Genomic DNA, 13,684 nt, shown 5'->3' with positions numbered 1-13,684 from the left:
TGTCTCCTATTGCATTTGAAAAAAAACTACTAAATTTAAATCAAGCTATAAGCTAAACACCTAAAATACTTGAATATGAATCAAGTATAAGTGACACAAAACGGTCAACGTCATTCAGGCATTCACACCTAATAACTAATAACTAATAACTAATAACTAATAACTAATAACTAATAACTAATAACTAATAACTAATAACTAATAACTAATAACTAATAACTAATAACTAATCCCTAACAACTTACAACTACCTATACTTTCCTTGACTCTTTAAATATTCCTTCAGTTTAGCTGGTTGATCCGTTTGAATCATATTGGCACCCAACTTCAAGACTTCCTCAAATGCTGCAGGCTGTTGGGCTGCTTTAAAATCTACCGCACCTAAGGCATTGATCCATACACGAGCTGGAATTTGCTTAATTGCTTTCACCACTTCGGAGTTATAGTGACTTGGATCTATATGAACTGCTTGGGGCTTAGCACCGGAAGCCACTAATTTTTTAACTGCCTCCTCACTTTCCGTCCGGATCATAATTTGGAAGTTTTTATTCTTCTTTTGTAACATCAAAACCTCCTCCGGTTCATACACAAAAAAGAAGCAATTCTTTTCCATCTTCATCCGATTCACCAATACAATGATGGAATCCAATGTCGCATCATCCTTGATATCTAGATCAATCAATACTTGGCCTTTGGCTAATTGAAAAGCCTCCTCTAAGGTTGGAATTTGCTCATTAGTCACTTGCTCATGATGCTTCAAGCGCAATTTTCTTATTTCTTCAAAAGTAAAATCAGACACCAAACCTTTGGTATTGGTAGTTCTATCTACTTTTTTATCATGCATTAAGACCATTTTTCGGTCTTTGGTAAAGCGAACATCCAACTCCATAATATCTATCCCTAATTCTATGGTTTTTCTCAAAGCTGCCAAAGAGTTTTCGGGCTCATCCAAATGTGCTCCACGGTGAGCAGCGATCATGACCAAAGGCTCTTGGGTATTTACATAAGATTTTTGAATTTTCCTGAAATATTCACTGCTCTTTTGGGCTTGAATAGGAGAAATGATTAGGCACAAGAATAGGCCCAAGTAATAGGTAGTTTTCATTATTTAAAGCTAGGTTTAGATTTTTAATCAAAGTAAAAATAGCTCATAATGCGAAGAAAGCATATTAACACAGGATAAATTAAAATTACATTCATTTTATCTTTTATTTCTTTAGTTTTAAGGCATTAATAATCACCTATTTAAATTTTGAACACCCCATGAGTTCTCGTCGAAATTTTATTCAAATGGTCTCTGCTCCCTTATTGGCCATGCCATTTATTTCTCAAGCTGAATCCACTGCAGAAAGTCTCACTTCGGCAGAAGATGGTCCTATCTTAAAAGTTGCCTTATTGGGTTTAGGAGGTTATGCCAATATTGTTGCTAAAGCCATGCAAAACTGCAAGAGAGCCAAAATTACGGCTTTAATTAGTGGTACACCGAGTAAATTGGATCAATGGGGTGAGAAATACAATGTCCCCAAAACGCATCGTTTTTCTTATGAAGAACTGAATAAAATCAAAAACAATCCGGATATCGACGCGGTGTATATCATGACTCCCAACCTTCGTCATCCTGAATTTGCGATTCAAGTGGCCAATCTGGGTAAACATGTCATTAGTGAAAAACCGATGGCTACCAATGTCAAAGATGCTCAACGCATGATTGATGCTTGCAAAAAAGCAGGGGTAAAATTATTGGTGGGTTACCGCATGCACTTTGAACCGAATACCTTAGAAATTATCAAAAAAAGAGAAGCTGGAGAATTTGGAAAAATCTTATTCTTCCAAGGTTTATCTGGCTTTATCATAGGCGACCCCAAACAATGGCGATTGAACAAACAATTGGCTGGAGGTGGCTCTATGATGGACATAGGGATCTATTCCATCAATGGCGCGCGCTATATGACTGGCGAAGAACCCATCTGGGTAACTGCTCAGGAAACTAAAACCGATTTTGAGAAATTCAAGGAAGGTGTAGATGAAACCATCCAATTCCAAATGGGTTTCCCAAGTGGGGCAGTGGCTTCTTGTCTTTCCACCTATGCGCTGAATAATTTGGATAAATTTTACCTAAATGGCACCAAGGGATTTGCCGAAATGATGCCATCAACAGGTTACGGGCCCATCAAAGCCAAGACAAATAAAGGCGAATTAAGCTATCCGCACATTACCCATCAAACCACTCAAATGGATGAATTTGCCGCTATTTTACACGATGGCAAAGTTCCCAAAATACCCGTAGATGGAGAAGAAGGCCTAAAAGACATGAAAATCATTGAAGCGATATTTGAAGCAGTAAAAACTGGGAAAAAAGTAGCTTTAAAATAATATTGAAAATCACCCATAGCAACCATTTACATGAAAAGAACCTTTATTTTATTCATTAGCTGTTTCATGCTAGGATTCACACCCATGGTGAGTCTAGCTCAAACGGATAGTCCTGGTGTGCAAAAAGCCATGGCTTTCATTCAATCACTGAGTGATGCCCAAAAAAGCAGAGCATTGTATTCCTTTGATGCCGTGACTCGTTTCAACTGGCACTTCTTACCTCCTACGATGGTCGCTCGACATGGAACGGTAGTAAAGGATATGGATGCCAATCAGAAGCAATTACTGTATGATTTCATGCAGGTTTATTTAAGCGAAAAAGGCTTCAAGAAAACACGTGACATCATGGATTTTGAGTATTATTTAAAAGAAATCCAACCCAAAAACCCTAGTCGAATTCCTGAAAATCAGTTCGTAGCATTTTATGGTGACCCAAGCAAAGACAAAGTTTGGGGTTGGAAGTTTGGGGGACATCATTTGGCACTCAACTTTACCATAGTGGATGATAAATTATCTTATGCGCCATTCTTCTTTGGTGTATATCCAGCTGAAGCAGAAAGTGGTGAAAGAAAAGGAACTCGATTAATGAAAGAAGAAGAAGATATGGCATTGGATTTAATCAACTCCATGTCGGAAAAGCAAAAAAACAAAGCCATTTTCAGTCTCACCACTTTCAATGAAGTGGTAACCACCAATTCAGTACATGTTGGACCTTTACCTGATGAAGGTATTTCTGTTAAAGAAATGAATACCCAACAAAAAGCCGACTTGAATCAATTGATCATGCATTATTTATCAGCTATGCCGCCAAAAATTGCAGAGATGCGCCTAAAACATATTGCTAATGAAGATTTCAACTCGGTAAAATTTGCTTGGGCAGGCAATACAGAACGAAAAAAGGCACATTATTACCGCATCCAAGGAAAATCCTTTTTAGTAGAATTTGATAATACACAAGATAATGCCAACCACATCCATACCGTTTGGCGGGATTTCCGAGGGGACTTTGGTACAGATTTATTGAAAGAACATTATATGACGGCTGAACACCATCAGCATAAATAAACCAAAAGGCCAGAATGAATTCTGGCCTTTTTTTATGATTTAAAAATCCGATCCATCAAGATCCATTTCTGACCAGGCTTGGCCCATGGCAAAGGCTTTTGGTATTTCCACATAAGCTCCTCCCAAGCAGCAATTTTAGGGTTGGTCGCATCAAATGCTGCTTTTTTCTCAAAAGTAAAAGCATCATCTGTCTCCAAAATCATGAACATTCGATTTCCCGTACGAAAAATTTCAATGTTAGTCACACCCGCATCTATGTCGTGCTGTGTCACTTCAGGCCATGCACTTCCAGGTGCATGATATTGTTCGTATTCCTGAATTAACGCTGGGTCATCTAAAAGGTCTAATGCCAAACAAAATCGCAGCATAGTCAAATGGTTTATTTTTTAAAATATTGTTGGTATGTTTTGATGGTCTGCTCGGCAGCTTCCAAAGGATTAGGCCATGGAAATGCTTCCGCAGATATGGCTCCTTGGTAATTTATTTGCTGTAAAGCTGCTGTTATTTCTTTCATGGAAGTATGACCCATTCCCATCGGTCTACGATTAGAATCTGCTAAATGCACATGACCAATCCAAGGCCCATTTTCTAGGATACTTTGAGCTATATCTATTTCTTCTATGTTCATGTGAAACAAATCAGCTAGTAATTTGATATGCCGCGTGGATAGACCTTCTACAAATGCTTTACCAGCACCCAAGGTATTAAATAAATTGGTTTCATAACGGTTCAAAGGTTCGTAAATCAAAGGTACACCTAGTTTCTCCGCATGTTTCCCGAGATATTCCAAGGCCTCTTGTAAATGCATCAAAGATTCCTCTCTACAATCAGGCAAAGCATTTCCTTGCATGGAACCAATGATGGTCACCGCACCAAAATGCGCACCAAAATCCATCATGGATTGAATAAAATGTATAGCTTTCGTTCGGATTTCTGGATTGGGGTCAGTCAGCGTTAAACCCTGAATGACTTTTCCAGCTCCACTTCCCACGGCCGCTAGTTTTAATGAATATTTTGACAATAATCCTTCCAATAGCCCTTTATCAATACTTTTAGCATCTTCCGTAAAAAGTTCGATGGCATCAAATCCCAGCCTAGACGCTTGGGCCATACTCGCTTCTAAGTCTTCCCAAAAAATCCAGGGGCCCAACTTGATTTGAGGAACTAAGGCAATGGTTACACAAGAATGCATCATATTATTCTCCAAAATTTACCATGATTTTCACGATACCCTGGGCATCTTTAGCCCAATCAGCCAAGGCTTGTCCTGCTTGCTCAATGGGCACGACTCGACTAATCACGGCCTCCACAGGAAATTGACCTGACTCTAAATAAGCAATAACTTCAGGGAACTCATCTGTACAATTTCTAGATCCCAAGATTTCTATTTCTTTTCGTACAAATAAACCTGTATTAAACTCCACAGGCTTTTTGGCATAACCTATACAAACCACTCGGCCTGTATACGCTACTTCCTCTACAGCAGCTCGGTAGGTAATATGACTACCTACTGCTTCAATAATGACATCTGGTCCATCTCCTTGAGTTATCTTTTGTAGAGCTTCATGCAAATCTTCCTGACTGGTATTGATAGTATGTTGCACCCCAATTTTACGTGCAATTTCCAATTTGGAATCATCTATATCAATGGCAATAACTTGGGCTCCCCGATGAACCGATGAGGCGATAGCTCCCATACCCACGATACCACAACCGATGACAGCAACGATGTCTGAGGCACTCACTCGACCACGAGCAGCTGCATGAAAGCCCACAGTCAATGGCTCTACCAAAGCTAATTCCTGTAAGGATAAAGAATTTGACGAATATAAATCTTGCCAAGAAATAGTGATGTAGCGAGTCATGGCACCAGGTCTACGAACACCCATGGTTTTATTATCTTGACAGGCATTCCTACGACCTTTTCTGCAAGACACACATGTGCCACAGTTTAGATATGGATAAATCGTCACTCGCTGGCCAACTTGCCAATGAGCAGGTACATCCGCTCCTATTTCTTCTATCGTTGCCCCTACTTCATGACCAAGGACATTGGGATATTCTTGCAATTCAAAAAGTCCTTTGAAGCCATTCAAATCTCCACCGCAAAAACCCACCATGCCGATTCGAAGTAATACCTCCCCTGCGGCAGGAATTGGCTTTTCAATTTCTCTGATTTCGGTTTGTCCGACTTCAGTTAAAAATAATGCTTTCATAGTTTCTAATAGGTTTATTGCTTTCTAGCTATATTATTTTCAGGTCTTCCTTCAAACCACATCTGATTTTTAACCGGAGCAATGATTTCATCTAATTCAAAAAGTAAGCCTTCAGGGATGAGAAAATCTACCGCTGCCACATTTTCTTGAATGGTTTTAATATCACACATTCCCACAATAGTAGTGGCAATATCTGGATGATCCATAGCAAAACGTAAAGCTACATCACTCAGGCGCACTTGGTATTTTTCACAAACAGTTAATAAGCGAGGTTGAAGAGATTTCACTTCATTGGATGCATTATGCCATTCGGGCAAAGTAGCATCTGAGAGAATTCGTTGCATCAAAGGTGCCGCATTCATTAAGCCAAAATCCAGTTCCTTGGATAAAGGGACTAATTCCGAATTAATATCATCTTGCAATAAATTATAGTGGGCCCATGATAGAACAGTATCTACTTCTACTTCCCTTGCTATAGAAGCCAAATAATTAACGGGTAAGCCTGTTATACCTACAAACCTGGCTTTGCCTGATTTTTTAACAGCTTGAATGGCTGGAATGGCTTCATTTAAGACCTGTTCTTTTGAACCAAACTCAATATCATGTAATTGATATAAATCCACATAATCGGTTTGCAGTCTTTTTAAAGAATCATCGATGCTGCTTAGAATCTTTTGATAAGAAAAATCAAATTCTCTTAAATCATAGCGACCAGCTTTGGTAGCCAAATAGACTTCATTTCTTTTACCTTTCAAGGCTTTACCCAAACGCGTTTCTGCCAAAGTTATCCCATAAAATGGAGCTACATCCACAAAATTCACCCCATGATCAATCGCATAATGAACGGCCGAAATCCCCTCTTTTTCATCACACTCTTCAAAAACATTTCCTAAAGGTGAGGCACCAAAGCCTAAAATAGATACTTGTAAATTCGTTTTGCCTAGACGACGGTAGCGCATAAAAAATGGTAAATTATAATTGGTAAATGATAAATGGTGATTGGTAAATTAAAGAATCAAGCTAGTAGAAAAATCAGAAATCTCTATCCTTATTTCGTCTAAATTTAGAATGATTTTTCTCAAAATCTTAGACAGTCTGTTGAATATACCTGATAAAATTTAACAATGACCAAGTTCTTTGGCGCGTTTATCATTTATAATTTCCCTCTAGCTGTTCGACATGTTCCGCAGGGTCATGTCGAATTCTCCAAATAAGAACTTGATTAAGCATAGAATTTTATGACATTTCTTTTTTTTCATAAAAAAAGAAAATCAATAGTATATGCTGAAACGTATTGTTATTTTGAAACAACATGAAAAAGTCCCACAAAATAGCTTTGCCGAAGATTTAATTCATATGGTATTTCTTTTTTTTCATAAAAAAAGAAACAAAAAAAACGGAAGAAATACGGTTAATCCTAAGACGAATTCTGCTGCGCAGAACCGATGTTCACTCCGCATACGGCTTTAATCTTTGACGCCTACGCACTTCCCTAACGCGCGGGGTCAAATATCCGCCTGCCGCTTCGCTCATGCTACGTTCCCATCTTTCGTTGGATTAACGGTTCATTGTAGAATGGAGAATGAAGAATGGAGAATGAAGAATGTAGAATTTTTGATAGAAAACATCGTCGTGCAGCCCTGCGAAATGTGATGAACGCAGCGGTAGACGAGGTTTTGACCTCAGCATGGGCGATGTGCGTCGGCGTCAAAAATATAGGCGATAGCGGAGTGATTCACGGTTCCGCGAAGCGGAATTCGCCTTGGCTGAACGACAAAAAAAGATTTTTTTGTTTCTTTTTTTGTCCAAAAAAAGAAAATCAATAGTATATGCTGAAACGTATTGTTATTTTGAAACAACATGAAAAAGTCTCACAAAATAGCTTTGCCGAAGATTTAATCCATATAGTATTTCTTTTTTTTCATAAAAAAAGAAACAAAAAAACAGAAGAAATGCGGTTAATGTAAAATGTAGAGTGAAGAATGTAGAATGAACCACAACATTTATAATTTATAATTCACCATTTACAATTCCCTTTCCGCTTCGCTCATGCTACGTTCCCATCTTTCGTTGGATTAACCGTTCAATGGAGAATGGAGAATGAAGAATGAAGAATGAAGAATGTTAAATGTAGAATTAGATTTGGGATTTGAATATAGAAAGGAACCCCCATTTATCATTTATAATTCACCATTTACAATTTCTTGACGTATTCCATGGGAGTGGTACCTTCTTCCTCTTGAAATGCACTGATAAATCGGTATAAAGTACCGAAACCAGAGGTCAAGGCTATGGATTCCATATCATCTTGACTTAAATTTTGAGATTTTTTCTCTTCCAAAAGCTTCTTTGCATGAGAAATACGCAATTGAGCACGCAATTTGGTGAACTTGGATTTGATAATATAATTAAAACAATAATAGATATGGTGTTTTGGAATATCCAATTTTAAGGCTAAGAAATCCACATTGAACTCGGGGTCCAGATACCATTTTTCTTCGTGAATATTATCTAATATATACTTGGCATCTTGCTGGAACGGATCATCCGACTTCCCAACAAAAGAATACACATCACTAGCATCCACTTTGTGTTCAAAATTCTTCCGTTTGCCTTTTTTATGAATAGGAATACCATAAAGGATTGGAGGAAATGCCAAAATTAATAATGGGATAGTCAAGAAAAATATACCTGTCAAATAACCGAGTGGAGATGAATTAACTAATTCTTTGTTAACCACATTGGAAAAAATAAACATGATTGCTCCTGTAAAATAACTGGTACAGGCTAAGGTCGATAAGGATATCAACCAAACAAGCCAGCGCTTAATTAAGGTTTTTTGCGCAGAAACGGGTCCATATTTGGCGAGACTACGATTATAGCGAAGGAACAAAGCTATAGTCGCAATCAGATAAATCATGAAAAACATTGGACGCCCAATGACATTAAAATAACTCGGATAAAGGACCCCTTCATTCCACACTTTAAGTACTTCAGGATTATCAATAATCTTTCGAGCTACAATAAGCTTGTAATCCCAATTTTTGAAATAGAATGGGAGTATGGACAAGAAAGAAATTACTGCTGGAATAAAATGAAAATAATCCCTTCGAGACAGCTTGTTACGGTCTGTCAATGTTCCTCGAACATAAAAAAACAAAAATGGACCAAACAGATAATATGTGGGAGTAATATGATAATTAAAAACCGCCATTAATGACGCATTATCTCCCATAAAAGCAAAATAATGCAAAAGGCCAGACAAGGCGATCGTTACTAAAAAACCAGTTAAATAGATCGTATTTTTGTTTACACGAAAGTTAAACACGGCCAATACCAATGAAATAATGAGTTTGAAAGCGACTATGTAGATTAACATTTTCTAATTCAATTATTTCGGTTTGACATCAGAATGGCTGGGATAAAATACGCTCCAAGACAGACAGAGACAACAGATTTCTTTTCTGTCGCTTCTCGATTAAGATTACTGGAGAAATACGAATTGTAGAACAGCTCAAACTTTATTATAGAATGGTAAACGCAAAGGTATATTGATTTTTCAATCAGCCTAATATTTTTAACAATATTTTCGATTAACCTAAAACAAAAAAAATAGGCTCAGTATCCCGCTGAAAGCATTTATACCACTAAATCACTCATTTTGAATGTGCTAACAATTCAAATTGTTGTAAAGATTATTTTAATAGTAAAATAACATTTTAATCATGTAACAATAATTTAATCAAATCGTATGGTCATTATCTACAAACGATATAACTACACAAATTGAAAATAGACTCTTCCATGACCGAAAAATAAATACATTCGATACCCTACAATGTCCAGAATGTTTTATGAGGAAAAATCTTATTTTTGCCAACCATAATTCAAAAAACACTCAACCTATTCCATATGTTAAAATTATCACTCAGTTTAATTTATTCATTTCTGCTTTTTTGGGGATATCAATTCCTTCAACCCCATATCGCTGAAAATAGTACAAATTCCGTCGTTGCTGTTGACACCCTTTCCAACGCTTCAGCATGGCCTACTCAAGACATTCAAGTCAGTAATTTTGCTTCAGCAGACGTAGCTCCTAGTCCAGCTTGTATTGCCGTAGCTGCCACAGGTGAGGTATTTGTAGGAATTGACCAAATTGGATCTTTAGGAAAAACGCCTGGTAAAGGATACATCTTAAAATTGATTGATTCCAATAACGATGGTCGCGTAGATCAGCAAAGCAAATTTGCCATGGTGGATAATCCCCGTGGGATTATTTCATTAGGTGACAAATTATATGTGCTTCATACCGTCTTTTCGCCTGAAACAAAGAAAGCCACAGGAATGGATTTAGTGGTTTTTGAGGATAAAAATAAAGACGGAGTAGCCGATGGCCCTTCGAGTCCATTAATTCAACATATCAGTTCTCCCAAGTTTTTACAAAGCAGAGGAACTGACCATGCCACCAATGGCATCAGAATGGGTATTGATGGTTGGATTTACATTGCTGCCGGCGACTTTGGTTTTCATAATGCCACTGATAGAAGTGGAAAGAAAATTACCATGCTAGGTGGTGGAATTGTCCGAGTAAGACCAGATGGGACTGAAATGGAAGTATACACCCATGGTACTAGAAATATTTATGATGTAGCCATTGATCCCTACATGAACATTTTCACACGCGATAATACCAATGATGGAGCGGGATGGAATATCCGTTTTAGCCACCACATTCAATCAGGCGAATATGGTTACCCGCTATTGTTCAAACATTTTACTGAAGAAATCCTGCCAGCCTTAGTGGATGTAGGTGGTGGATCTGGAACTGGTTCTTTGTTTATGGATGAGCCTACTTGGCCAGCCAAATACAATCAAGTACCCATGATGGCCGATTGGGGAAATAGCATATTGTACATTCATCGTGTGACGCCTGACGGTGCTAGTTATACGCAAAAAGATGAAACATTCATTAAATTAAAACAAATCACGGACCTAGATGTAGACGGTTCTGGTCGACTATACCTTGCTGCTTGGGATGGAGCTGGATATTCAGGAAATCCCAACAAAGGATTTGTGGTTAGAGCAGTACCTAAAGGCTGGACTTACCAAGCCTTTCCACAGGTGAGTCAATTGTCGAACGATGAATTAGCTAAGCTTTTACAATCAAATAGTGCGGTAGCGCGTTTAAACGCTCAACAAGAATTATTAACGAGGGATCAAAAAGCGACAGCTGCAATAGCTTGGAAATTAGCTGCAGATAAAAAGGCTCCATTGTATGCTCGTTCGGCGGGTATATTTACTTATGCTCAAGTTGCAAATGAGCAAGGTATATTACAATTGGGTAAATTATTGGCTGATAAAGATGTGAAAGAGCTGGCCATCAGAGCATTGGCAGACAGAAAGACTAAAAATAAATTAGTACCCATTCAGCCCATCATATCGGCTTTACAAGATGCCTCTCCGAGAGTACGTGTAAGTGCTGCAATAGCTTTGGGAAGATTAGGAAAACAAGAAGCTATTCCTGCGCTTTTACAAGTAAAAGTTCCTAACTCTTTTGTAGCACCTCCCAAAGATCAAGAAGGTCCTCATGCTACTCCCAATTCAGCCATCATTCCTGCGCACGTAGCCATTCAGGCATTGGTGAAATTAAATGCAGTAAATGCCTGCGTAAAAGCAATTTCTGGTCCCAATTCAACCATTGCATTGTGGGCATTGCGCTACATGCACCAACCCACTGCTGTCAACGGCCTTATTGCCGCTTATAAAAAATCTACCAATATTACTTTCAAAAAGCAATTATTGGCTAATCTGGCTAGACTTTACAAAAAGGAAGCAGATTATGAGGGAGAATATTGGTGGAGCACCAAGCCCAATGGACATGGCCCTTACTATAAAACAGTAGATTGGGAATCGAGTCCGATTATCAAAGACTTTATTTTAGCTGAGTTCCAAAAAGCGAAAGAGGCCGACAAAGCTTATTTTGTGGATTTGAATGAGAAAAATCAAATGGAAATAGCCGAATTAGGAACAGCTGCGACTAATCTAGCCAAAGATGAACCAAAAGTTGATTTGGCTTCTATTCGTAATAAAAAAGGTCAAATCGGTAATGCCTCCATTGAAGACATCATGCTAGCCATGGCTCAAATCAAAGGAAATCCAGCAACAGGTAGATCCTTATTCACCAAGCAAGGTTGTGTGGTTTGTCACAGTTTAAAAAGTGGAGAAACATTGAAAGGGCCATTTATGGGTCAGATTGGTGCTATCATGAGTCGGGAACAAATAGCAGAATCAATCCTCAAGCCTAATGCTTCTATATCACAAGGATTCGTCACGGTATTAGTAACGACAAAAGACAAAAAGGAGCACATGGGTTTTGTAACAGCTGAATCTCCGGATCGCATTGTGATGCGAGATATTACAGGTCAAATTACAAGTATCAGAACTGCCGATATCAGATCTAGAAAAGAAATGGAAACATCAATGATGCCTGATGGTTTAACGAATGAACTTTCCTATGAAGAGTTTGCTTCCTTAATCACATTTCTTTCCGAACAAAAAAAGTAAGCGATTAAACAGAGTAAATCTGAATACACGAACATGTAAATACAAAAGCTCAGGATTTAAACCCTGAGCTTTTGCATTTAAATAAATCAAGGATAAATTAAACCCGCATAAAATCTCCTTGCCATTCACGAATGGACTTCTTGATTTCCTTCGGACTTAGGTTTTGTAAAATAGCTTTATCGATTAATCCTAATAACTCATCATCACTCGCAAAACGCAAAGCAACAATTTGATGGATCTCAAGCATATTTTCCTTTTCAGTAAAAGGCACGTTCGTTAATTGAAAATAACGCAAACGCATTTCCAATCGAATAATTCGATCTTGATTTTTATTTGCATAAATACGTGAAACAAACGAAATTAAAATAAATAATAAACCCACTAATATATACAGCCAATCATTTGCAGGATCTTCCAAGGCCAATTTAACAGTCCAAAGAAATAAGAAAAAAGCAAGTGGGAGTATTATAAAATGATGCAAATGGTAATACCTGGTATGGGTATCATATTCTTGATGGTTCATTGATGGTTAATTTTGTTTTTATGGAGTAGATAAAATGATAATTTTCTCAATTTTATCAAAATGATTCTATAAAGCAAACTCCATTTAATAAATTATTTGAAAATGAGAACAAATGTCAATTTTACAAGGCAAATCTAGCCTAACTCATCAAATAAGCATCGTTTTATGTTTAAACAGGATATTTAAAATCCCCATCAAAGCTTTGGGTTCAAAAATCACTCCCATCTATTACCCATAAAGATCAATGGCACCATTGACCAATTATCCAACAATTAGCGTTAATTTCCGTTTAAATTCAAAATCTATTTTCTGATGTATATCGATTTAGAACGTATTCTTTTATCTATTTTAATTGGAGCTGTCATTGGCTTGGAAAGAGAATATCGTTCCAAATCCGCTGGCTTAAGAACGATGATTTTGGTATGTGTAGGCTCCTGTATTTTCACCTTGCTCTCGTATAAAATTGGATTGGGCAGTCAAGACAGAATTGCGGCCAATGTTTTAACTGGAATAGGTTTTCTGGGTGCTGGAGTTATTTTTAGAGAAAAAGATCGAGTAACAGGAATCACTACGGCAACAACGATTTGGGTTGTTTCGGCCTTGGGTATGACCATCGGTGCAGGTTTTGAATTATTGGCTTGTTTCACCTCAGCCATTGTTATTTTAATCTTAAGTGCCTTTATTTTAGTGCAAAACTTCATTAGTAAGCTTAATCACGTACGTGTATATACGTTAAAGTTTGAATATTCTGACACCTTTGATTACAAGTATGTGGAACAATTATTCAAAAAGCTTAAAATGAAGATTCTGTATTCTCAGAAAATTAAATCTGGCAAGGATTTTACCTTTAACTTAACTGTTCAGGGTTCAGAAAAAGCTCATCATATGATTGCAAGCCAATTATTAAAAAATGACCAAATTAAGCACTTGGAATTCTAAGAGT

At 37.6% G+C, this 13,684-nt stretch carries 11 protein-coding genes; 4 read left to right on the top strand and 7 right to left on the bottom strand.

The window, feature by feature from the left end:
* Positions 1–247: 247 nt before the first annotated feature.
* Entirely contained in the window at positions 248–1,105 is an 858-nt protein-coding gene (locus EWU22_RS05795) for a glycerophosphodiester phosphodiesterase family protein (protein ID WP_130924788.1), read from the bottom strand.
* A 158-nt stretch (positions 1,106–1,263) separates the two neighbouring features.
* Here EWU22_RS05795 and EWU22_RS05790 point away from each other — a divergent pair, with 158 nt between their 5' ends.
* Entirely contained in the window at positions 1,264–2,373 is a 1,110-nt protein-coding gene (locus EWU22_RS05790; RefSeq protein WP_130924787.1) for a Gfo/Idh/MocA family protein, read from the top strand.
* Between the two features lie 30 nt (positions 2,374–2,403).
* Positions 2,404–3,438, top strand: coding sequence for a DUF3500 domain-containing protein (locus EWU22_RS05785; RefSeq protein WP_130924786.1), 1,035 nt, complete (start codon positions 2,404–2,406; stop codon positions 3,436–3,438).
* 32 nt (positions 3,439–3,470) lie between these two features.
* On the opposite strand, the gene EWU22_RS05780 is transcribed toward EWU22_RS05785, so the two are convergent.
* From EWU22_RS05780 to EWU22_RS05760, 5 genes are all read right to left on the bottom strand, one after another.
* Positions 3,471–3,806, bottom strand: coding sequence for an L-rhamnose mutarotase (locus EWU22_RS05780; protein WP_130924785.1), 336 nt, complete (start codon positions 3,804–3,806; stop codon positions 3,471–3,473).
* An 11-nt stretch (positions 3,807–3,817) separates the two neighbouring features.
* On the bottom strand, positions 3,818–4,633 hold the full coding sequence (locus EWU22_RS05775) for a sugar phosphate isomerase/epimerase family protein (protein ID WP_317127098.1): 816 nt from the start codon (positions 4,631–4,633) through the stop codon (positions 3,818–3,820).
* A 1-nt stretch (position 4,634) separates the two neighbouring features.
* Positions 4,635–5,654 carry a zinc-binding alcohol dehydrogenase family protein gene (locus tag EWU22_RS05770; RefSeq protein WP_130924784.1) on the bottom strand — a complete coding sequence of 340 codons (1,020 nt, stop codon included), beginning with the start codon at positions 5,652–5,654 and terminating at the stop codon, positions 4,635–4,637.
* Between the two features lie 14 nt (positions 5,655–5,668).
* Positions 5,669–6,613, bottom strand: coding sequence for an aldo/keto reductase (locus EWU22_RS05765; RefSeq protein WP_130924783.1), 945 nt, complete (start codon positions 6,611–6,613; stop codon positions 5,669–5,671).
* Between the two features lie 1,235 nt (positions 6,614–7,848).
* Positions 7,849–9,033 carry a helix-turn-helix domain-containing protein gene (locus tag EWU22_RS05760; protein WP_130924782.1) on the bottom strand — a complete coding sequence of 395 codons (1,185 nt, stop codon included), beginning with the start codon at positions 9,031–9,033 and terminating at the stop codon, positions 7,849–7,851.
* Positions 9,034–9,566: 533 nt separating this feature from the next.
* Here EWU22_RS05760 and EWU22_RS05755 point away from each other — a divergent pair.
* Complete coding sequence (locus EWU22_RS05755) at positions 9,567–12,218, top strand: DUF7133 domain-containing protein (protein WP_130924781.1); 2,652 nt, start codon at positions 9,567–9,569, stop codon at positions 12,216–12,218.
* Between the two features lie 97 nt (positions 12,219–12,315).
* Here EWU22_RS05755 and EWU22_RS05750 read toward each other — a convergent pair whose 3' ends face one another.
* A complete protein-coding gene (locus EWU22_RS05750) occupies positions 12,316–12,741 on the bottom strand; it encodes a DUF6526 family protein (RefSeq protein WP_130924780.1) in 426 nt (141 codons plus the stop codon).
* Between the two features lie 312 nt (positions 12,742–13,053).
* Between EWU22_RS05750 and EWU22_RS05745 the strand changes: the two genes are divergently transcribed.
* Complete coding sequence (locus EWU22_RS05745; protein WP_109322388.1) at positions 13,054–13,680, top strand: MgtC/SapB family protein; 627 nt, start codon at positions 13,054–13,056, stop codon at positions 13,678–13,680.
* The last annotated feature ends 4 nt before the right edge of the window (positions 13,681–13,684 follow it).

It is taken from the genome of Aquirufa nivalisilvae, from assembly GCF_004307455.1.
Classification (GTDB): Bacteria; Bacteroidota; Bacteroidia; order Cytophagales; family Spirosomataceae; genus Aquirufa; species Aquirufa nivalisilvae.
The sequence above is the reverse complement of the archived record's forward strand: the minus strand, read 5'-3'. Positions and strand labels throughout refer to the sequence as shown.

Excerpts from the sequence above, each read along its gene's own strand:
- EWU22_RS05795 (WP_130924788.1), bottom strand. The coding sequence starts at position 1,105 with ATGAAAACTACCTATTACTTGGGCCTATTCTTGTGCCTAATCATTTCT.
- EWU22_RS05790 (WP_130924787.1), top strand. The coding sequence starts at position 1,264 with ATGAGTTCTCGTCGAAATTTTATTCAAATGGTCTCTGCTCCCTTATTG.
- EWU22_RS05785 (WP_130924786.1), top strand. The coding sequence starts at position 2,404 with ATGAAAAGAACCTTTATTTTATTCATTAGCTGTTTCATGCTAGGATTC.
- EWU22_RS05780 (WP_130924785.1), bottom strand. The coding sequence starts at position 3,806 with ATGCTGCGATTTTGTTTGGCATTAGACCTTTTAGATGACCCAGCGTTA.
- EWU22_RS05775 (WP_317127098.1), bottom strand. The coding sequence starts at position 4,633 with ATGATGCATTCTTGTGTAACCATTGCCTTAGTTCCTCAAATCAAGTTG.
- EWU22_RS05770 (WP_130924784.1), bottom strand. The coding sequence starts at position 5,654 with ATGAAAGCATTATTTTTAACTGAAGTCGGACAAACCGAAATCAGAGAA.
- EWU22_RS05765 (WP_130924783.1), bottom strand. The coding sequence starts at position 6,613 with ATGCGCTACCGTCGTCTAGGCAAAACGAATTTACAAGTATCTATTTTA.
- EWU22_RS05760 (WP_130924782.1), bottom strand. The coding sequence starts at position 9,033 with ATGTTAATCTACATAGTCGCTTTCAAACTCATTATTTCATTGGTATTG.
- EWU22_RS05755 (WP_130924781.1), top strand. The coding sequence starts at position 9,567 with ATGTTAAAATTATCACTCAGTTTAATTTATTCATTTCTGCTTTTTTGG.
- EWU22_RS05750 (WP_130924780.1), bottom strand. The coding sequence starts at position 12,741 with ATGAACCATCAAGAATATGATACCCATACCAGGTATTACCATTTGCAT.
- EWU22_RS05745 (WP_109322388.1), top strand. The coding sequence starts at position 13,054 with ATGTATATCGATTTAGAACGTATTCTTTTATCTATTTTAATTGGAGCT.